At 63.0% G+C, this 19,650-nt stretch carries 19 protein-coding genes, 2 pseudogenes and 1 riboswitch; of the genes and pseudogenes, 10 read left to right on the forward strand and 11 right to left on the reverse strand.

Annotated features, from left to right (window positions below):
- Positions 1-57 precede the first annotated feature (57 nt).
- From FHT79_RS05990 to FHT79_RS06010, 5 genes and pseudogenes are all read right to left on the reverse strand, one after another.
- Entirely contained in the window at positions 58-822 is a 765-nt protein-coding gene (locus tag FHT79_RS05990) for an ABC transporter ATP-binding protein (protein WP_183903059.1), read from the reverse strand.
- Positions 819-1,855 (reverse strand): annotated as a pseudogene (locus tag FHT79_RS05995) (iron ABC transporter permease). The gene FHT79_RS05990 and the pseudogene FHT79_RS05995 overlap by 4 nt, the downstream one beginning before the upstream one ends.
- Positions 1,852-2,868, reverse strand: coding sequence for an ABC transporter substrate-binding protein (locus tag FHT79_RS06000; protein ID WP_097594241.1), 1,017 nt, complete (start codon positions 2,866-2,868; stop codon positions 1,852-1,854). The pseudogene FHT79_RS05995 and the gene FHT79_RS06000 overlap by 4 nt, the downstream one beginning before the upstream one ends.
- Before the next feature lie 181 nt (positions 2,869-3,049).
- Positions 3,050-3,300: riboswitch (cobalamin riboswitch) on the reverse strand.
- Positions 3,301-3,574: 274 nt separating this feature from the next.
- Positions 3,575-4,855, reverse strand: a complete 1,281-nt coding sequence (gene blh, locus FHT79_RS06005) for a bifunctional sulfur transferase/dioxygenase Blh (protein ID WP_183903060.1) — start codon at positions 4,853-4,855, stop codon at positions 3,575-3,577.
- Positions 4,856-5,037: 182 nt separating this feature from the next.
- Positions 5,038-5,406: a DsrE family protein gene (locus tag FHT79_RS06010; RefSeq protein ID WP_132572360.1), complete on the reverse strand. Its 369-nt coding sequence runs from the start codon at positions 5,404-5,406 to the stop codon at positions 5,038-5,040.
- An 88-nt stretch (positions 5,407-5,494) separates the two neighbouring features.
- Here FHT79_RS06010 and FHT79_RS06015 point away from each other — a divergent pair, with 88 nt between their 5' ends.
- The 3 genes from FHT79_RS06015 to FHT79_RS06025 all read left to right on the forward strand — a co-directional run bounded on the left by FHT79_RS06015 (position 5,495) and on the right by FHT79_RS06025 (position 8,417).
- On the forward strand, positions 5,495-6,490 hold the full coding sequence (locus FHT79_RS06015; protein WP_183903061.1) for an AraC family transcriptional regulator: 996 nt from the start codon (positions 5,495-5,497) through the stop codon (positions 6,488-6,490).
- 108 nt (positions 6,491-6,598) lie between these two features.
- Positions 6,599-8,071: an HWE histidine kinase domain-containing protein gene (locus tag FHT79_RS06020; protein WP_183903062.1), complete on the forward strand. Its 1,473-nt coding sequence runs from the start codon at positions 6,599-6,601 to the stop codon at positions 8,069-8,071.
- A gap of 1 nt (position 8,072) precedes the next feature.
- On the forward strand, positions 8,073-8,417 hold the full coding sequence (locus tag FHT79_RS06025; RefSeq protein WP_168333991.1) for a response regulator: 345 nt from the start codon (positions 8,073-8,075) through the stop codon (positions 8,415-8,417).
- 127 nt (positions 8,418-8,544) lie between these two features.
- On the opposite strand, the gene FHT79_RS06030 is transcribed toward FHT79_RS06025, so the two are convergent.
- The gene (locus FHT79_RS06030) at positions 8,545-8,925 is read right to left on the reverse strand and encodes a VOC family protein (RefSeq protein ID WP_183903063.1); all 381 of its coding nucleotides are present in this window, start codon (positions 8,923-8,925) and stop codon (positions 8,545-8,547) included.
- Between the two features lie 494 nt (positions 8,926-9,419).
- Here FHT79_RS06030 and FHT79_RS06035 point away from each other — a divergent pair, with 494 nt between their 5' ends.
- A complete protein-coding gene (locus tag FHT79_RS06035) occupies positions 9,420-10,406 on the forward strand; it encodes an aldo/keto reductase (protein ID WP_183903064.1) in 987 nt (328 codons plus the stop codon).
- Positions 10,407-10,581: 175 nt separating this feature from the next.
- On the opposite strand, the gene FHT79_RS06040 is transcribed toward FHT79_RS06035, so the two are convergent.
- Positions 10,582-11,004, reverse strand: a complete 423-nt coding sequence (locus FHT79_RS06040) for a hypothetical protein (RefSeq protein ID WP_028759233.1) — start codon at positions 11,002-11,004, stop codon at positions 10,582-10,584.
- A 68-nt stretch (positions 11,005-11,072) separates the two neighbouring features.
- Positions 11,073-11,561 carry a hypothetical protein gene (locus FHT79_RS06045; RefSeq protein ID WP_028759038.1) on the reverse strand — a complete coding sequence of 163 codons (489 nt, stop codon included), beginning with the start codon at positions 11,559-11,561 and terminating at the stop codon, positions 11,073-11,075.
- Positions 11,562-11,702: 141 nt separating this feature from the next.
- Here FHT79_RS06045 and FHT79_RS06050 point away from each other — a divergent pair, with 141 nt between their 5' ends.
- The 3 genes from FHT79_RS06050 (at position 11,703) to ftsZ (ending at position 15,074) form a co-directional block, all read left to right on the forward strand.
- Positions 11,703-12,371, forward strand: a complete 669-nt coding sequence (locus FHT79_RS06050) for a response regulator transcription factor (RefSeq protein WP_028757734.1) — start codon at positions 11,703-11,705, stop codon at positions 12,369-12,371.
- The gene (locus FHT79_RS06055) at positions 12,368-13,738 is read left to right on the forward strand and encodes a HAMP domain-containing sensor histidine kinase (RefSeq protein ID WP_028759039.1); all 1,371 of its coding nucleotides are present in this window, start codon (positions 12,368-12,370) and stop codon (positions 13,736-13,738) included. The genes FHT79_RS06050 and FHT79_RS06055 overlap by 4 nt, the downstream gene beginning before the upstream one ends.
- Positions 13,739-14,054: 316 nt before the next feature.
- Positions 14,055-15,074, forward strand: coding sequence for a cell division protein FtsZ (gene ftsZ, locus FHT79_RS06060; RefSeq protein WP_028759040.1), 1,020 nt, complete (start codon positions 14,055-14,057; stop codon positions 15,072-15,074).
- Positions 15,075-15,197: 123 nt separating this feature from the next.
- On the opposite strand, the gene FHT79_RS06065 is transcribed toward ftsZ, so the two are convergent.
- Positions 15,198-15,410: a hypothetical protein gene (locus tag FHT79_RS06065; protein WP_017961052.1), complete on the reverse strand. Its 213-nt coding sequence runs from the start codon at positions 15,408-15,410 to the stop codon at positions 15,198-15,200.
- 276 nt (positions 15,411-15,686) lie between these two features.
- Between FHT79_RS06065 and FHT79_RS06070 the strand changes: the two are divergent.
- Positions 15,687-15,821: pseudogene (locus FHT79_RS06070) on the forward strand (cell division protein FtsZ); the annotation flags it as partial.
- Between the two features lie 211 nt (positions 15,822-16,032).
- Here the strand turns inward: FHT79_RS06070 and FHT79_RS06075 are convergent.
- Complete coding sequence (locus FHT79_RS06075) at positions 16,033-17,574, reverse strand: Ig-like domain-containing protein (RefSeq protein ID WP_028758204.1); 1,542 nt, start codon at positions 17,572-17,574, stop codon at positions 16,033-16,035.
- Here FHT79_RS06075 and FHT79_RS06080 point away from each other — a divergent pair.
- Entirely contained in the window at positions 17,573-17,776 is a 204-nt protein-coding gene (locus FHT79_RS06080; RefSeq protein ID WP_047614073.1) for a hypothetical protein, read from the forward strand. The two genes, FHT79_RS06075 and FHT79_RS06080, sit on opposite strands and share 2 nt — an antisense overlap.
- A gap of 2 nt (positions 17,777-17,778) precedes the next feature.
- Here the strand turns inward: FHT79_RS06080 and FHT79_RS06085 are convergent, their stop codons facing one another.
- Positions 17,779-18,603 carry a helix-turn-helix transcriptional regulator gene (locus FHT79_RS06085; RefSeq protein WP_183903065.1) on the reverse strand — a complete coding sequence of 275 codons (825 nt, stop codon included), beginning with the start codon at positions 18,601-18,603 and terminating at the stop codon, positions 17,779-17,781.
- A 90-nt stretch (positions 18,604-18,693) separates the two neighbouring features.
- Between FHT79_RS06085 and FHT79_RS06090 the strand changes: the two genes are divergently transcribed.
- Entirely contained in the window at positions 18,694-19,584 is an 891-nt protein-coding gene (locus tag FHT79_RS06090; RefSeq protein WP_028758203.1) for an SDR family oxidoreductase, read from the forward strand.
- Positions 19,585-19,650: the final 66 nt, after the last annotated feature.

Here is a 19,650-nt window from a genome sequence, read left to right on the forward strand (position 1 = left end):
CCCGGAAGAAGGCCAGTGAGGTCATACCTGCTTGAGATCGAAATTCCCCGCCGTTCCTCAATCCATGACGTATTGGATATGATGCCGGCCATGCACGGCCGATTTCTGGACATGGGCGCGAACGCCGAAGACCCGGCCGATCATCTCCTCCGTCAGCACATACTCCGGCGCGCCCGAGGCGATGACTTCGCCCTTTTGAAGTACCGCCAGGCTGTCGCAGAACATTGCCGCCAGGTTGAGATCGTGCAGCGCGACGATACAGGTGATACCGAGCTTCGAGATCAGCGAGAGAATGTCGAGCTGGTGCTGGATATCGAGATGGTTGGTCGGCTCGTCGAGCAGCAGTTCGCTCGGCGTCTGCGCCAGCGATCTCGCAATATGGACGCGCTGGCGCTCGCCGCCCGACAGTGTCTGCCAGAGCTGGCCTGCCCTCTCCCGCATGCCCGTCCGCGACAGCGCCTGGTCGACGGCAGCATCGTCTTCGGCGCCCCAGGACGTCAACAGCCCGAGATGCGGCGTGCGGCCGAGCCGCACCACGTCGCGCACGGTCAACTGCGTATCGGTCGTCGACTGCTGCTCGACGAAGGCAACGCGACGCGCAAGGGCTGCACGCGACAGCGAGGAAATGTCGTCCTCGCCGAGCCTGATGACACCGCTGCGAACCTTGCGCAGCCGGCAGATCAATCTGAGAAGGCTCGACTTGCCGGAACCGTTCGGCCCGAGCAACCCGAGCACCTTGCCCTCTTTCACCGTCAGGCTGACGCCGTTGACGATGACGTTGTCGCCGGCGGCAAAGCTCACCTCGTCGACGCTGATGCTCATGCATTCCCTCGTACGCGATAGAGGATGACGGCGAAGGCCGGCGCGCCGAAGAGCGCGGTGACGACACCGATCGGCAGGATTTGCTGTGGTATGATGATGCGCGAAAGGATATCGGCGCCGACCATGTAGATGGCGCCGCCGAGCGCCGTCGCCGGCAGCAACCGCGGGCCGGCCCGACGAGAAAGCGGGCGGCATGAGGTATGACGAGGCCGACGAAACCGATCGAGCCCACCATGCTGACGACGCTTGCCGTCATCGCCGCCGTCAAGGCGAACAGCACGATCTGGACGCGGCGCACGGCAATGCCGAGAGAGGCGGCGGCGTCCGTGCCGAACGCAAAGGCATCGAGCGCCCGCACATGGGCCATGCAGACGATGAAGCCGGCAAGCGCGATCGGCACCGAAAGGTAGACATCCGGCCAGCGTACGCCGCTGAGCGACCCCAGAAGCCAGAACAGGATGCCGCGCGCCTGCTCGGCATTCGCCGATGTCGTCACGATGTAGGAGGTGAGCGCGTTGAAGAGCTGCGAACCGGCGACGCCACACAGTATGATGCGTTCGCCGGTTTCCCCCGCACCCGTCGCCAGGAAGCCGACCAGCAAAAAGGCCATGACTGCGCCGATGAAGGCCCCGCTCGACAGGCCGAGAATACCGTAGCCGAAGCCGAGAATCATCACGCAGACCGCTCCCGTCGAGGCGCCGGCGGAGATGCCGAGCACATAGGGTTCGGCCAGCGGATTGCGCAGCAGCGCCTGCAGGATGGCGCCGCAGAGCGAGAGCGACGCGCCGGCGCTGGCCGCGACCAGGGCGCGGCTCAGCCGATAATCCCAGACGATGCCCTGGTGGATGCGGCTGAGCTCGAAATCGGTTCCGAACAGGCGGTTCGAAACCGCCTCAGCCGTCGTCGCAAGCGGGATGGCAATCTCGCCGATGGAAACGGCGAGACTGATCATCAGTCCAAGAAGGAGAAGCGCGGCAATGGTGAGCGCGGCGAGCGCCCACCATCCCTGCTGCCTGAGCGATACTGTCTTCACTGTGCCAGGCCGAAGGACTTGATGCCCTTCGCCAATGTCTCGATGCCGTCGATCGTGCGGATCGTCGGGTTCATCGACTGCGCATCCATCATCACGAAGTGCCTGTTCCTGACGGCATCGAGTTCCCTGGTCACAGGGTCGTTCTCGAGAAAGTCGAGCTTGACCTTGGGATCGTCGGCCGCATAACGGCGACGGTCCATGGTCGCCAGCACGATCACCGCCGGGTTCGCCTGGGCGATAGTTTCCCAGCCGACCAGCGGCCATTCCTCTTCGGTTGTCACGACGTTCTTCGCGCCGATCGTCTTGAGGATATAGGCAGGCGCGCTGTTCTTGCCGGCAATGAAGGCGTCGCCGTTGACCTCCTTGCTGGAAAACCAGAAGACGACCGGCAGGCTCTTGCCCGTCGCGCCCGATATCGACGCCACGGCATCCGCCTCGCGCTTCCTCAGCTTGGAAATCAGCGCATCGCCGCGCTCCTTGACGTCGAAGATCTCCGAGAGTTCAGCGATTTCCCGGTAGATCAGGTCCATCGTGAACAGCTCCCCACGCACACCGTCGCCGCCATCGGTGTTGACCTTGGCGACGCAATCGGCCGGCGCGAGATAACTATTGATCCCGAGATCCTTGAACTGCTCCCGCTTGCCGACGGAGCCCTGCGCGCCGACATGCCATTCGAACTCGGCCGCCACGAGGTCGGGCTCCTGCCCGACGACGGATTCGAAGCTCGGATCGTTGTCGGCGAGGCGTTTTATCTTGCTGTTGGCCTCGGCATATTGCGGCAGGACAGGGCCAACCCAGACGGCGGTTCCGGCGATCTTGTCGGCAAGGCCGAGCGAGAACAGAATTTCAGTCATGCCCTGGCCGATCGAAACGATCCTGGCGGGCGCCTTCTGGAACGTCACCTGCTGGCCGCAATTGCTGACGGTCAGGGGATATTGGGTCGCGGCCAAGCTTGGTGCCGCAAGGCCGGCCAGCCCGAAGGTAAATGTCATGATGGCGAGAAATTGACGCATGAAAACCTCGATGATGGGAAAACAGGCACGGCCGCGCCGCGCGCATATACGCAACGCTGAAGTCACGCTGACGCGTAGACTAGCCGCGGGAGGCCCAATCGAGACGGATGCATGCCGATATCAGGCGAAGGTTCAGAAGGACAATCATGTCTGTTCCTTGTCCGGGCATCCCCGCCCGGTTGATTGGATCGCGATTGACGGCAGGTCTCCTGGCTTGCGGATATCCGTCTTTCATCCGCCTTCCCGCGATATCCGCAGTGGCGTGGCCTTTAGGCCAAGGGCATGATCGCTCCGCGATCAACCCCGAGATCGACAATCCGCTTACAGTTGCGGGGGCAGCCACGGTCTCGGTCCCTACTGGGTCGTCCTCACCGTGTTCCCTATTAATCCCCTTGGAGTCATCTTCAGGGAACCGTCTCCCCCAGTTACGTCGCCTGCCCGCGCGCCGTCAATGATTATTCAGAGGGCGCCGCACCACCGGCGGATAAATATATCGCGCGCATGGCTGCGCGCCGCCGTTCGGTGCGCAAACTGCCGGTGGCGGTCGGTTGATATTGCGGCGAAAAGCGCTTCCTTGCGATAAACTGCCTTGCCTATGAAGCAGTCGGGGAACATGGGTGCCGGCTGCTATTGGTGGGGATGACTTCGCCGGGGCTGCTATAGGAAGCACGCTTTGAACGATGCGGCGGTTGCCAGGGCCGCCCCGTCACAACGCATCCAGCGGAATCTTCAGATACCGCCGGCCGTTCTCCTCCGGCTCGGGCAGCCGCCCGCCGCGGATATTGACCTGCAGCGCGTGCAGCATCAGCTTCGGCTTCGGCAGCGTGCGGTCGCGCGCCTGGCGCAGCGCCACAAAGCCGGCCTCGTCGATGCCCGATATATGCGGATTGGCGCGCTTCTGGGCGGCAACCGTGCTTTCCCAGCGCGGGTGGCGGCCACCCGGCTGATAGTCGTGACCGGAAAACAGCCGGGTCTCCTCGGGCAGCGACAGGATCGCCTGGATCGTGTGCCAGAGGGCGCTGGCGCTGCCGCCCGGGAAATCCGTGCGGGCGGTGCCGGAATCCGGCGTGAACACCGTATCGTGCACGAAGGCGGCGTCGCCGATCACATAGGTGATCGAGGCGAGGGTGTGCCCGGGCGAAAACATCACGCGGGCCTTGAGCGTGCCGATCTCGAACGTCTCGCCATCGGCAAACAGCCGGTCCCATTGCGAGCCGTCGGTCGCGAGCGCCGGCCAATTGTAGATCTCCTTCCAGAGCGCCTGCACGTCGGTGACATGGGCGCCGATCGCCGTCGGCGCACCGGTCTTTCCCTTGAGGTAATACGCAGCGGAGAAATGATCGGCATGCGGATGCGTGTCGAGGATCCACTCGACCGTCAGCCCTTCGCTCTCGATATGGGCGAGGATGGCGTCGGCATTGGCCGTGCCCGTCGCCCCCGACATCTCGTCGAAATCGAGCACCGGGTCAATGATGGCGCAGCGTTTCGTCGCCGGGTCGGAAACGACATATTGCACACTGCAGGTGCGGGGCTCGAAGAAGGCCTTCACATGAGGTACCTGCCCTGCCCGCTTCTCCAGCCAGCGCCGCGCGCCGGCAAGATCGAAGCCGAGGCCTTGACCAAAGGCCTCGACATCCCCGGACTTCATCCGCCCGTCCAGCGCCTCGCCCAGCGCATAAAGCGTCAGCGCCCGTATGCCGCTCTTGCAATGGGCGACGACCGGCCCCTTCGCCTCAGCTATCGCCGCCTGAAAGGCGCGGATATCGGCCTCGGTAATCTCGGCCCCCTTCACCGGCACGAAGCTGTAGGCGAGCCCGGCGGCGGCGGCTGAAGCCTTCTCCGCTGCATTACCGGGTTGCCCCGGCTCCTCGCCATCCGGCCGGGCATTGATGACGGCGGCAAAGCCGTCTGCCGCGAAAGCACCAAAGTCCGCGGCGCCGGGCTGCCCCGTCACCGATATCAGCTCATTGACCCTCACGGATGTCATCGAAGCCCCCGCGCTGCCCTCATCAGGCATTATCGCATGTATATCGACACAATCTCACAAGTATATTGCCGAGCGCAAGAATAGACCACTTGTCGCATCCCCGAGCTTGCCGCCGGCCCGCAAAGCCTGACGAAACCGGCGGGAGAGGCTCCTCATACTTCCGCCCGGCCCGGCTCCTCCGGTCAAAACGACAGCGTCGCAGCGCCCTCCTTGATCTCGGCATGCATGGCGCTGGCGCCGACGATGACGACACCGTCGAGCATGTCCTCCTGCGTGTAACCGCGCGAGGTCACGCAGGGCGGGCAGGCCCAGATCGTGCCGCCGCGCTGCTGGAAATTCTCGATCAGCATCGACAGCGGATCAAGCGGCGGCACCTGTGTCATGCGCTGGCCACCCTTGCGCACCAGATCGATCCCGGTGCTGGTGAGGAACACCGAGACCTTCAGCCCGGCGGTGATGCCGCCATTGGCAATGGTGAAGGCGACGGAGGACAGTTCGGATTCGATGCCCTTGGTGATGAGCACGACCAGTTTGTCGCTTTGAGTTTGCATAGTATTCTCCCAGTGAATTGAAATGAACGCTCACCACGAGTGAGCGAGAACACCATAGGAGGGTGCGCGGGGCGCGTATTTGGCCGGGATGCGTGAAGCCTTGTCCGAAAATCCAGGCGTTGCGGGTGTCGTGCGCGACGACGTGTTGTCGGCGCTGCTTTCGACGATCCGCCTGTCGGGATCGCTGCAGTTCTGCTTCATGCCGACGGGCGACTGGCAGACGGATGCCGCGCCGGCCTTAGCAAACCTCTCGGCCAAGGCTTCGGGCACGATGCCTTTTCACATCGTCGTGGCCGGCAGCTGCTGGCTGAAGACGGAAGGGGAAGAGACCGATCTGGAGGCCGGAGACGTGCTGGTCTTCCCCTTCGGCACCGGACATCAGCTCGGCGCCGGAAGGGACGGCATGCTGGTGCTGCCGACGCGCGACCTGCCGCAGAAGCCCTGGCGTGAGATTCCCGTGCTGCGCTATGGCGAGGCGGCGCAAAGGGTGCGGCTGCTCTGCGGCTATCTGCAATGGGACGGCTTGAGCTTTGCGCCGCTGCGCCAGGCGCTGCCGAAAATGATCCATGTCAGGACACGGGCCGTCAATGACGGCGACTGGTTGCGCGCCACCATCCGCCAGATGATCGAGGAGGTCGACAGGCCGCGCGCCGGCGGAGTTTCCATGCTGCCGCGGCTGACTGAAATCGTCTTCATCGAGATCCTGCGCCATCAGATCATGATGGCCGAACCGCGCTCGGTCGGCTGGCTGGCAGCCCTTGCCGACCCCGCGCTGTCGCGCTGTCTCTCCCTCATTCACGACGATCCCAGACGCGACTGGTCGCTGGAGGACCTCGCCTCAGCCTCCGGCCTGTCGCGCAGCGCCCTCGCCGACCGCTTCCAGGCGATGCTCTCGACCTCGCCCATCCGCTATATCAGGGACTGGCGGCTCTACCTCGCAAGTGTCGCCCTCGCCACCTCAGGTCAGCCGATCGCAACAATCGCCTACGACGCCGGCTACGCCACCGAAGCCGCCTTCAATCGCGCCTTCTCCCGCGCCTTCGCCACCCCGCCGGCGACGTGGCGGGCGATGGCGCGGGCCTAGAGTGGGATCGGCTCGGACAAGGTTGGCATGAGGAAGCCGCAACACTCATGGGTGGAAAAAATCAAAGGATGCGCTAATTAGAAGCACCATCAAAATCGGGAGCGCGCCTTGGATTCCGAATCCCCTCAGCCACTCACAACTCGCTTTCCTGTCGGTGGCGGGGAAACTGGCCGACTGATCCAGACCCGCGACTGGAGCAAGACGCCGCTCGGTCCTCTCGACCTCTGGCCGCAAAGTCTGAAGACGGCCACCAATATGCTCCTGCTTTCACCCGTGCCCATCGTTCTTCTCTGGGGCGAGGACGGCGTGATGATCTATAACGACGCCTATTCCGTCTTCGCCGGTAGCCGCCATCCGGATCTTCTCGGTTCGAAGGTCCGCGAGGGCTGGAGCGAAATTGCCGACTTCAACGACAATGTCATGAAAGTCGGGCTGTCCGGTAAAACGCTCGCCTACGAAAACCAGGAACTGACGCTGTTGCGCCACGGCAGCCCGGCTCCGGCCTGGATGAACCTCGACTATTCGCCCGTCCTCGACGAAAGCGGCAAACCCGCGGGCGTCATCGCGATCGTCGTCGAAACGACGAAAAGCGTCCTTGCCCAGCGCCGGCTGCGCGAGAGCGAAGAGCGGTTCAGGGCGTTCACCACGGCCACGACCGATATCGTCTATCGCATGAGCGCCGACTGGAAGGAGATGCAGCAGCTCGACGGTCGCAACGTTCTTGCCGACACCGCCAATCCGACTGTCGCCTGGCAGGAGGCCTATTTGTTTCCCGAGGACATTCCGGCGATCCAGGCGGTGATCGACGAGGCGATATCAAGCAAGGGTGTTTTCGAATGCGAGCATCGCGTCCGGCGGGCCGACGGCAGTACCGGGTGGGTGCTGTCGCGGGCCGTTCCACTCTTGAATGACGCAGGCTCTATCGTCGAATGGTTTGGGGCCGCGACCGATATCACCGAGCGGCGACGCAAGCAGCAACAGCTGGAACTTGTCGTTCATGAGCTCAATCATCGCGTCAAAAATAATCTGGCGATGGTGCAGGCTTTTGCGTTTCGCACCTTCCGGGATTCCGAAGACATTCCTCGTGCACTGGACAGTTTCACGGCGCGGCTGGTGTCGCTCGGCCGTGCCAATGATCTGTTGACGGGGGAACTGTGGAGCAGCGCTTCGTTGAAACAGACGCTCGACCAGGCGACCGTTCCGCATCGGCCGGATGGCGGGCGATGGGAGCTCGCCGGAGACGATATCCGGGTTTCGGCAAAGACGGCGCTGGCGCTGACCATGGCCTTTCACGAACTCGGCACAAATGCTGTGCGCCACGGCGCATGGTCGAATGATGGCGGCGCCGTCCGCGTCAGATGCTCCCTTCAAATCATCGACGAAGGAACGCAACGCTACCGCATAGACTGGGACGAACATGGCGGACCGCCGGTCGAGCAGCCGAAGCGGAAGGGTTTCGGCACGGTCCTCATCCAGCGCGGCCTTGCCGCGGAGACGGGAGGCAATGTGGAGATTTCGTTTGCCGAAACGGGTTTTTCCTTCCGTCTCGACGCTCCGGCAGACCGTCTCCGGAACGAATGACATGGCCAAGCGTGTTCTTGTCGTTGAAGATGAAATGACCATCGCCATGATGATCGAGGACATGCTGATGGACCTCGGTCACGAGGTCGTGGCGACAGCCGCGCGTTTGCCCTCGGCGCTGGAGGTTGCCGCCGATGGCAATCTCGATTTCGTCGTTCTCGATGTAAATCTCGCCGGCCATAAGTCGTTCCCGGTGGCGGCAGTCCTTCAGCAGCGCGGTATCCCGTTCGCCTTCGCAACCGGATATGGGCCGGCAGGTATCGATCCCGCCTTTGCCGGCCGGCCGGTGCTGACCAAGCCGTTCACATCAGCCGATCTTGCCGCCGTCATCGAAACTGTCGGCTGAGATTACAGAAGGCCGATACCCAAGCCCAAGAGAGCCTCATCCTGAGGCGCCCCAAGGGACCTCGAAGGACGAGGTGGGTGCGCCAGCGCCCGACGCATGCAATCAGATCAACGGATGGACGCCGATATCACGCTTGCGGCGCCGGCTCATTGAGCATCGCTTCGATATTGTATCCGTCGGGATCGAGAACGAAGCAGGCGTAGTAGTTCTCCTCATATTCCGGCCGCGGGCCGGGCGCACCATTGTCCCTCGCACCGGCTTCGAGCGCAGCGCGATAAAACGCCTCGACCTCGGCCCTGCTGCGGACCCGGAAGGCAACGTGCACACGCGTGTAAGGCGGCTTGTCGTCGATGCGCTGGATTTCGAACAGACTGCCGCCGACATCGAAGGCCCAGAACACGCCCTCCTTCCCGAAGGTGCAACGATAGCCCAGGGGGGCGAGAGCGCGTTCATAAAACAACTTGCTCTTCTCAAGGTCACTTACTGCGATGGTGATATGATCGATCATTGCCATGCATCCCTATCGCTCCAGCGTCCCATCATAGTCGAAATCGCCGCGGCGGAAAAACAGACAAAGCCACCCCGACACCCTGCATGCCGCCGGCCGCCATGAGATGCCGCAGTGTCCGATTTCCGCCTGTGGAGAAATTGAGCGAAATCCCATTAAGGTCGCGATGACCGTTCCGGCGCCCAGACGATCATGCACGATATATCGAGGCTCTCAGGATGGCGTGACTACCGGAGCAGCGCCGCCTTCCGAGGATGCCCCTCACCCCAGCACCGACCGCACCACGATCCTCCTGGATGAGGCTCTGCACCGCCAGCTTCTCCGCCTGTTCAGTTTCGCTCACCCCAATTGCTCGTAACTTTACAAGACGGCTCGTCTCTGACCTAACGGAGACGCATTTATGAGCTCAACTCATAAGTCCATGCCAATATCACCGGCTAATCGACACCAGTGTTTGCCTTTACATTACGATCAAACCTGAGGAGGACATCCACGTGATCAAGCGCAAGCTCGGCCAAAGAGGCCCTGACGTGTCGGCGATCGGTTTCGGCTGCATGGGGCTGAACTATCATCGTGGGCCGGCGATGGAGCGCGGCGATGCCATCGCGCTATTGCGGGCGGCGCATGACCGGGGCGTGAGTTTCTTCGACACGGCAGAGGCCTATGGGCCGTTCACCAACGAGGATCTCGTCGGCGAGGCGCTGGCGCCGATCCGTGATGAGGTGGTGATCGCGACGAAATTCGGCTTCAAGGATGGCCGGCCGGAAGTCGGCCTGGATAGCCGGCCGGAACGCATCCGTGTGGTCGCAGAAGAAGCCCTCAAGCGGCTACGCACCGATCGCATCGATATCTTCTACCAGCATCGGGTCGACCCTGCAGTACCGATCGAAGAGGTGGCAGGCACGGTGAAGGATCTGATCGGCGCCGGTAAAGTGCTGCATTTCGGCCTATCCGAAGCCGATGCCGGCTCTATCCGCCGCGCCCATGCCGTGCAGCCGGTCTCCGTGTTGCAAAGCGAATATTCGTTATGGTGGCGCAACCCCGAAGCGGAAATCCTGCCCGTCCTCGAAGAACTCGGCATCGGCTTCGTGCCCTATAGCCCGCTCGGCCGTGGCTTCCTCACCGGCAAGATGGATGAGAACACCAGTTTCGAAGGCGCCAACGACCACCGCAAGACCAATCCGCGCCTCTCGTCCGAAAATCGCAAGGCAAACCAGCCGGTGGTCGATGCGATCGAGGCGATCGCCGCTCGCAGAAACGCCACCGCGGCCCAGGTCGCCATCGCCTGGTTGATGGCCCGCAAACCCTGGATCGTCCCTATTCCCGGCACCACCAAGCTGCATCGGCTGGAGGAGAATATCGCCGCCGCCGACATCACCTTCACATCGAAAGAACTGGCCGAGATCGACGCGGTCTTCTCAGGCATCGAGATCCACGGCGACCGCTACTCCGCAACGTCGGCAGCCCGCGTCACGCGGTGAGCCGACGCCCCTCAGTCGCCGACCGTAAACTCCCGTGGCGAGGGATCGACCAATTCGCGGCATCATTCCTTGAGGTCTACGGGGCGGCGTTTGGCCCCGAGAAACACGCAAAACCGCCCGCGAGAAAACGCGGACGGTTGCATTATCGTGCGGCATCCGCCTCAAGCGCGGATGATCAGTCCTGCCCCTGCAGGCGGTCCATCACCTGGAGCAGCAGATCCGCGCAGGCCTTCATCGGTTCGTCCTCGGCGCATTTCAGATCGATCCGGGTGTTTCCATCCTCGATCCGGAAATGCGCTGCCTTCGATGGCGGTAGCGGTGGCGGGCGATGACCGCGGAAGCCACGGAAGCCCATATCGCCTCTCGAACCATGCCACCGGTCATCAGGGCGATCTCTCGGCGACGAATCCGGCCCACCCATCATACGGTCATCGTCATCAGAGGCAGAGGCAGGTGGAGACGGCGGTGGCGATGGCGGCGAGCCGGGCTCGGCCGCGGCGGGCGGAGTCCCGGCGGATGGTGGAGGTGGCGGCTGTTGGGCGAACGCAGTGCCGGCGAGTGCAGCAAGGGCAAGGCCTGATAGGAGAAGTCGTTGCATGGAAATTGTTCCTTCTGAGTTATGAGCCGTGACTGTAAACACCGCAGCGCGGCTTTAGTTCACGCCCGTCAAGGCCTGTGATCGAAATCTCCAAACCGTCTGTGCGGAGGACCTTTCGGCGGACCTAGCGCTTCGGTTCGTCCGTCCTGGCGAACGAGGTAACTCGCATGCACAAAGCCGTCGTCGAACCGCCCTTGCACGGTGACGGCCTCATCCTGGGTGACGAGTGCGCCACCCTCGCCGGCCCGACCGGTTTCAACAAGCGCCTTGCCGCTGTCGTCCTGCAGCACGAACTTGTTGCCGTAGATCTCGGCGACCTTGCCCTTGATGGTGACGAGGCGCGATACCGGCATGGTCGAAATCGCCACCGGCGTCATCGGCGCCATTTCGGGCGTGGGGCGCATCATCTTCGCGGCGCCGGCACCACCGGCAGCACCAATAACAAGCGCCACTGCGGCTGATATGACAGGAATCGCCAGCCGGCGCCGGCGGTGTCCTGGCGGCATCGGCGCGGCGGCACCTTCGGGATGTCCGTTGTCCTGGTCTTCATCAGGCATATATCTGCTCCTTGCTTCAGTAATGGCCGCAATCTAACCGCCACCCCCCCTCGCCTGCCTGAACCTCTCCGTTCAGATTGAGTTAAGCTCGGCCCGATAGTTTTGGTCCGTCCCCGGCGATGCCCTATGAAAGCCCTGCCCATGCGCGTACTGCTCGTCGAAGATGACGAAGACCTGAGCGGCCGGATCGCCGCCGTGCTCCGATCGGAAAACTTCGTCGTCGATATTGCGCGCAACGGCGAGGACGCTCTCCATGCGGGACTGACCGAACTCTTTGATGTCGCAATCCTCGATCTCGGCCTGCCGAAGATCGATGGCGTCAGCGTGCTGAAGGGATGGCGCGAGGGTGATCGCAACCTGCCGGTTCTGGTGCTGACGGCGCGCGACGGTTGGCCGGACAAGGTCTCGAGCTTCAAGGCCGGCGCCGACGATTTCCTTGCCAAACCTTTCAAGGTGGAGGAACTGGTGCTGCGCCTGCGCGCCCTGGTGCGCCGGGCGTCCGGTCACGCCGCCTCGCGCCTTGTCTGCGGCGCGCTGGTCTTCGATGCCCAACTCGGCACCTTCGAGCTCGACGGCCTGCCGCTGAAGCTGACGGCGCTGGAATGGCGGGTGCTCTCCTGCCTGATGCTGCGTAAGGAGATGATCGTCGACCGGCGCGAACTCACCGAGCGCGTCTATGACGGCGATGCCGAAGTCGACTCCAATTCCATCGAGGTCATCATCGCCCGCTTGCGCAAGAAGCTCGGGGCCAACAGCATCGAAACGGTGCGCGGCCGCGGCTATATGCTGACGTCAGCAGCGGCATCATGAAGGCCCCGTCCGTCAAGCCGAGATCGATCGCCGGCCGGCTGCTGATGTTTTCCGGCATCTTCGTGACGCTGGCGCTTGTCGTCGCCGCCATCGTACTCTGGCTGGCGCTGAAGACTGTGGTGCGCGAGCAGGTCGACCAGCGTTTGGACATTCAGATCGGCGCCCTCGCTGGCGCGGTGACGCATGACGCTGGGGGAAGGCTCGCCCTTTCCGCACCGCTCGATGCGCCCCCCTTTGATCGCCTCTCATCCGGCTGGTACTGGCAGATCGATGACGGACAGCAGCGCCTGACCTCGCGCTCCCTGATGAACGGCACAATAGACGCGCCGCCACCCCGGCAGGATCTGCGCCATGTGCTGATGGGCATGCCGACATCAGGCATGGGCGGTGATCGCGGAAGAGGACCGCTCTATCTTCGGCAGGCCATCCGCAGCATCGACGGAATGACGCTGACGATCACCGCGACGGCGCCGATGATCGCCCTCGTCGGCCCGGCACTGCGCGCCCTCTTCTGGCTGGTGCCCTGCATGCTGCTGCTCGGCCTCGTGCTGATGGCCGGCACGCTCTGGCAGATCCGCTTCGGCCTGCGCCCGCTGATATCCATGGCGGCCAATATCGATGCCATCAACCGGGGAGAACGCGGCCGCCTGCCCGATGAGGCGACAGTCGAACTTGCACCGCTCTCACTGAAAACCAATGCGCTGCTGGAGGCCAACGAAGAGAGGCTTGCGGCAACGCGCATGCAGTTCGCCAACCTCGCCCACGGCCTCAAGACTCCGGTGGCGAGCCTGCTGCTGGCGCTCAACGAGCAAAACGATCCCAAAGGCGCATTACGCGGCCTCGCAGCCCGGATAGACAACAGGATCAAACATCACCTCGCCGCCGCCCGCCGGGTGATGGCCTCCTCGGACAATGTCGCCAGCACCGACGTGGCGGCATCGGTCGCCGATCTGCATCGGGCGATCGGCCAGATCCATGCCGAGCGCAACATCGCCTTCGATACCGATATCGCCGAAAGCCTGCGCGTTGCCTGCGACGAAAGCGATGTCGAGGAAATGCTCGGCAACCTGATCGACAACGCCTTCAAATGGGCCGCCTCCCGTGTGACCGTCCGCGCCCGCCGCGACGGCCCAATCGCACGCATCACCATCGAGGACGACGGGCCGGGGATACCGCCGGACCGCCTCGCCGCTGTGCTGCTGCCGGGTGTGCGTGAGGATGAGCTTGTGCCGGGGAATGGGTTTGGGCTGAGTATCGTGAGTGAGCTGGCTGGGCTTTATGGTGGGTCGCTGGTGCTGGAGGCGAATGGGGCGGCGGGGTTGCGGAGTGTGTTGTGTTTGCCGGTGGCTGTGGGATCGAGGCTGTAGGTTTCTTCTGTGTCGATGCAGAAATGGAGTCACAGCGCAATTTCATTCCGAGAGGCGTAAAACAAAACCCTACGCGGCGATTTTTTCAACAATATCGCCGCAAGCTACCTTCACGGCCTGTCCTTGAAGCATAATTGTCAGCTCTCGGCATAATGCTCCCTCCCTGAAAGGCCCCAACTGGGGCCCTTCCCGACCATCTCCGCTCCCGCCGAGACGTCTTTCGCCTCGCCTCTGCCTTGTTGCTCGCGTATCGTGAGGCACGATTCGCCGTCCGCAAACGAGGGTGGGCATGAACGAAACATCAAAGGAGAGCGCGATGTCGGACGCCAAGAGCGGCATTTCTGGACTACGGCCGCATATTACAGTCATCGGCGTCGGCGGCGGCGGTGGCAATGCGATCAACAATATGATCGCTGAAAACCTGGCAGGTGTCGAATTCGTCGCCGCCAACACGGATGCCCAGGTGCTGGCCACCTCCAAGGCGACGCGCCGCATCCAGCTGGGCGCGAATGTGACGGAGGGTCTCGGCGCCGGTTCGCTGCCCGAGGTCGGCCATGCGGCTGCCGAGGAGTCGATCGATGAGATCATGGATCACCTGGCAGGGTCGCACATGTGCTTCGTCACCGCCGGCATGGGCGGCGGCACCGGCACGGGTGCCGCACCTGTCATCGCGCGCGCTGCGCGTGCCGCCGGCATCCTGACGGTCGGCGTCGTCACCAAGCCCTTTACCTTCGAAGGCAATCGCCGCATGCGAATGGCGGAAATCGGCATCGAGGCGCTTCGCCAGGCGGCCGATACGGTCATCGTCATTCCCAACCAGAACCTCTTCCGCATCGCCGATGCAAAAACAACGTTCGCCGATGCCTTCATGACGGCCGACCGCGTGCTCTATGCCGGCGTCGGCTGCATAACCGATCTGATCGTCAAGGAAGGCCTGATTAACCTCGATTTCGCCGACGTGAAGTCGGTCATGCGCGGCATGGGTCGCGCCATGATGGGCACCGGCGAAGCCTCCGGTGAAAGCCGTGCGATGAAGGCGGCGGAAGCGGCAATCGCCAATCCGCTTCTCGACGATATCTCGATGCGGGGCGCCAGGGGCGTGCTGATCTCGATCTCCGGCGGTTCGGATATGACGCTGTTCGAAGTGGACGAGGCGGCAAGCCGCATTCGTGACGAAGTGCAGGAAGACGCCGATATAGTCGTCGGGGCGATCTTCGACCGCAGCCTCGACGGCAAGTTCCGCGTTTCGGTGGTGGCGACCGGCCTCGAAGGCAGCCCCCTGCCCGCATCCGCGCCTCACGCCGCCGAGCAGATCCAGACGCGCACGCTGCAGTAAGCGCAGTGGCGCGACATATCCGAGCACGGCAGCCTGCCGCGTCTTTTCAGACGCGCGGCGCTGTGGTGCTTCAGTGTCATGCGCTCCGGGGAATCGCTGCGATCACCGGTCGTTGATTCGCGATCACCTGTCGTTGATCGTGGGAAGGTGCGTTACGACCTCTACGCGGCGCTTGTCATCCAGCGGCTCGATGTGCTTCTGCCAGAAGGCTTCGGCCTCCGGCGTGTCATCCTCCCAGTGGCGGATTTTAACGATATTGTCATCGATCTTCGCCAGCCGTTTGCCGCCAAGCCGCAGGTATTCCTCCGCCAGTTCTTTCGATCGGGTCGTTTGCATGTCGTGTTCCTCCATAGGCGAACCGAAAGGCCGATCGTCATTACCGGGTTGGCCGGCAATCGGCATCCCCGTTATCGGCGCTTCCGCGCCTTCCAGTTAAACAGTACGGTGGGATCATGGTTCCAAATCATCGGCCGAAACCAGTCCACGCGGCGGGCTGAAGGCGTCGGCCGCCATCCATGTTCCACACGGCCCGCCGCTCTTGCTGCCGGGACAGCCGGAGACGCCCCGTACTTGCTGGAAAGCGGCCTTGTCCGGAACGGCAAGACTGCATACGTCGGGGCGATCTTCGACCGCAGCCTCGACGGCAAGTTCCGCGTTTCAGTGGTAGCGACCGGCCTCGAAGGCAGCCCCCTGCCCGCATCCGCGCCTCACGCCGCCGAGCAGATCCAGACGCGTACGCTGCAGTAGCGTGGCTGCAATTCTATTGATTTGTGTTTACGAAGGCTCCGGCCGGTTAAACGCCCTGCCGTCAACAGAACGCGCGGGGCGGCGTCGGCATTCGAGCGGTAAGGCCCATTAGAGCGCCGTACGTCCTTTCGGACGCACAAAGGACGCTCTAACACTTTCAATCCTCGCATTGTGCTTTCCGAAAATCGATTCGGATTTTCGGGCCGATGCGCTAGGCGAACAGAACGTCCGAGATATTGTGCACCACGGCGATTTCGTCGGTCCCGGTGTTGGTGAGGTAGAGATTATCCGCCGCTGAGTCATAGACCACGTTGGTGATCAAGTCGTCTCCCGGTATGGCGATGTTGACGTCAACCGTTGTCTTGACTCCGGTTTCGAAGTCGAAGGCCGTGCCGATGTGTTCGCTGCCGAAGGAATCGCCGAAGAAGAACGTGCCGTCGACAGCGAAGCCGTATCCGAGCTCGCCCGCCGCGAAGGTCTTGGATTCGATCGGATTCAGCGTGCCTGGATCGATCTTGGAGACCTGCCAGGTAGTATCGTTGAGGCGGCCGACGACATAAATGCCGGTCGAGTCCTGCATCGTATTGACGGCCGTGAATCCACCCCAGTCGAACGTACCCGCCCCATTCTCGCCGATAAGGCCGGGAATCGAAGCACCCTTCTGATCGAGCGATCCGTCGGCGGCATCCCACTTTGCGAGATAGGTCTGATCGGGGAAAGGGTCCTCCTCGCCTCTCGCCTCGTTGGTTCTTCCGATGATCTCGCCTCCGCGGACCGAAAAATAGGTTCCGCCGATGTCATATTCGCCCTTGTCATAGTCGCCGAGAGAGATGGCGCCGCTGGCGTTGCCGGCCTCAAATGCCGAGGCGTTGTCGTAAACGCTCACCATGGAATCATCCGGGAAACCGTGGCCGGAACTGACGTAATACTTGCCCGTTAGCGGATCGACCGCGACTCCCTGGAGTTCGTAATGATCCAGGAAGGGGCGCACCACATCCGCCTGGACCTCGACATGATTGGTGTTCAACGACTTCCCGTCCGTCGCGCCGTCGACGGTCAGGGTGATCACGCCGGCATCCGCGTGACCGGCGCCGTCGGAGACCTTGTAATATTGGAGTTTCTCCGTGACATGCTCGCCATCGTCGAGGCCCGCCTTGACGGCCGGATTGAGATCGTAGGTGAAGCTTCCATCGCCCGCGAAATGGAAGATACCGAATTCACCCGCCACATCGGTCGTCTGCCCCTGCCCCTGACCGGCAGGAATGCTGGTGCCCTCGACCGAGCGCAGAAAGAGCGTGCCGGCCTCTCCCGCGTGATCATTGGCGAGCACGTTGCCAGCCATCTCGCTTCCTTCGCGGAAGGAAAAGGCGTCGTCGACCGCGACCGGCGGGCTCGTGACCCCGTGAATGTCGAGCGTGAAATGGCCGACATCGGTGTTGCCGGCACCGTCGGAGATCTTGTAGCCGATCGTCTCCGTCAGCGTCATTCCCTGGAGGAAACCCGCCTTGGCGGTCTCGTTCAGCGTATAGGTGTAAGAGCCGTCGGCCTTGACGTGGAACGTGCCGTATTCACCCTCGATATCGGTGACCTGCCCGTCCCTCTTGGCAAGAACTCTCTCGCCGTCGAAGAAGTTGAGAAACATGTTGCCGGAGCCCCCGGCCAGATCATTCTCCAGCAGATTGCCTGAGATCACGTCATTCTCGGAAGCGCTGCTGACATCGTCGACCGTCACAGGTTTTGCAAGCTCTGTCATGGATATCTCCTTCAAGACCCATTCGCCTTGGTCTATCGGAAAGAAAGCAGCAGAGACTGGGACGGTCAACGAATTTTCCAGCAAAGGTAGTATTTTAGATTTTCACAGCTTTGCCATGAAGGCTTCGCTCTATGGGTTGCACACCAAACCACTAGGGACGACGGAAGATGCCGCGCCTAAAGGCGTCACGGAATTGCCCTAGCCTCACCCCACCAATCCCTTGATCTTCGCCGCATCCTCCGCCGTCGCCGGGTTGTACACGACCATGCTGAGATCCGGCCGCCCGTCCACCTGGAAGGCGGAATATTCGAAGGCGAGCGGGCCGAGGATGGGGTGGCGGATATGCTTGGCGCCCTCGCCGTGGCTGCGCACGTCGTTGTCGCGCCACATCGCCAGGAATTCGGGGCTCTTGCGGCAGAGTTCGTCGACGAGGGGCTCGACCGCGGCCGCGGCACCCGCGCGGGCCGCATCCACGCGGAAAGCGGCGACGACGAAGCGGGCGACACTTTCCCAGTCGTACTGGGCGGCGCGCACGCGCGGATCGAGGAAGATGAAGCGCAGCACGTTACGCTCTTCCGGCGGCAGCGCGCCGTAATCGGTTAGAAGCACAGTCGCCGCCCTGTTCCAGGCAATCACGTCCCAGATGGCGTTGCGGATCAGCGCCGGGCTCGGGTCCAGCGCATCGAGCACGCCCTGCAACCTCGGCGTCACGCCCTCTTGTCTGTGGTAACGCACCTCGGGCGGTCGACCGAGGCCGATGAGGAAGAGATGCTCGCGCTCGACATCAGTCAGCATCAGCGCGCGAGAGATCCGGTCGAGCACGTCGGCAGACGGCGCCCCGCCACGCCCCTGCTCCAGCCAGGTGTACCAGGTCGGGCTGATATTGGCGCGGCTCGCGACCTCCTCGCGCCGCAGACCCGGCGTGCGCCGCCGCTCCCCCGCAAAGCCGAAGGCAGCGGGATCGAGCCTGACGCGGCGCCCCTTCAAATAGGCACCGAGCCGGTTGTCCGAGGTGACGAATTCGCCCATCCTGTTAGCCTTTATACCATGATAATGTCACTACTTTACCATGATACAGGCAGGGCCGATATGTGTCTCCGGCAAAACTGGAGATATCACATGCGCGTATTCGTCACTGGAGCCACCGGCTGGGTCGGCTCGGCCGTCGTCGATGAACTGATCGCCGCTGGCCATCAGGTGCTGGGCCTCACCCGCTCGGACAAGGGAGCGGATCAACTGGCCGCCGCCGGTGCCGAGGTCCATCGCGGCACGCTCGACGACCTGGACAGCCTGAAGAGCGGCGCGGCAGAGGTGGATGGCGTCGTCCACACGGCCTTCAATCATGATTTCTCGAAATTTGCCGAGAACTGCGCCGCCGACCGGCGCGCCATCGAGGCGCTGGGCGAAGCCCTCCAAGGTTCCGGCCGGCCGCTGCTGGTGACGGCGGGCCTCGGCCATGCGCCGGGGCGCACCGGCACCGAGAAGGACCCGCCCATGCCAACGTCGCAGACCTACCCTCGCGCCTCCGAAATCACCGCGATATCGCTTGTCGCGCGTGGCGTGCGGGCCGCCACCGTCCGGCTGCCGCCGTCAGTACATGGCCATGGCGATCATGGTTTCGTGCCGATCCTGATCGATTTGGCCCGGCGGACGGGAGTCTCGGCCTATATCGGCGAAGGGCACAACCGCTGGCCCGCCGTGCACCGGCTCGATGCCGCCCGGCTCTATCGGCTGGCGCTGGAGCGCGGCGCTGTCGGTGGCCCGTTCCTGTCAGTCGCAGAAGAGGGAGTTCCCTTCAGGCAGATTGCCGAGGTCATCGGCCGGCGGCTCGATGTGCCCGCTGTCTCGCTCTCACGGGAAGAAGCGGCCGAGCATTTTGGCTGGTTTGGCATGTTCGCCGGCTTCGACGTCCCGACATCGAGCGAGCATACCCGCGCGCTGCTCAGCTGGGAGCCAAAGCAGCCCGGCCTCCTCGCCGATATCGACCATCCGGCCTATTTCGGTGGGTAGGAACAGTGTCCACATATGAAACTGGAGCATTTCCCTGACTGGAGAAAACGGAAATGCCTCGCGGCT

Source organism: Rhizobium sp. BK212 (genome assembly GCF_014197475.1).
GTDB lineage: Bacteria > Pseudomonadota > Alphaproteobacteria > Rhizobiales > Rhizobiaceae > Rhizobium > Rhizobium anhuiense.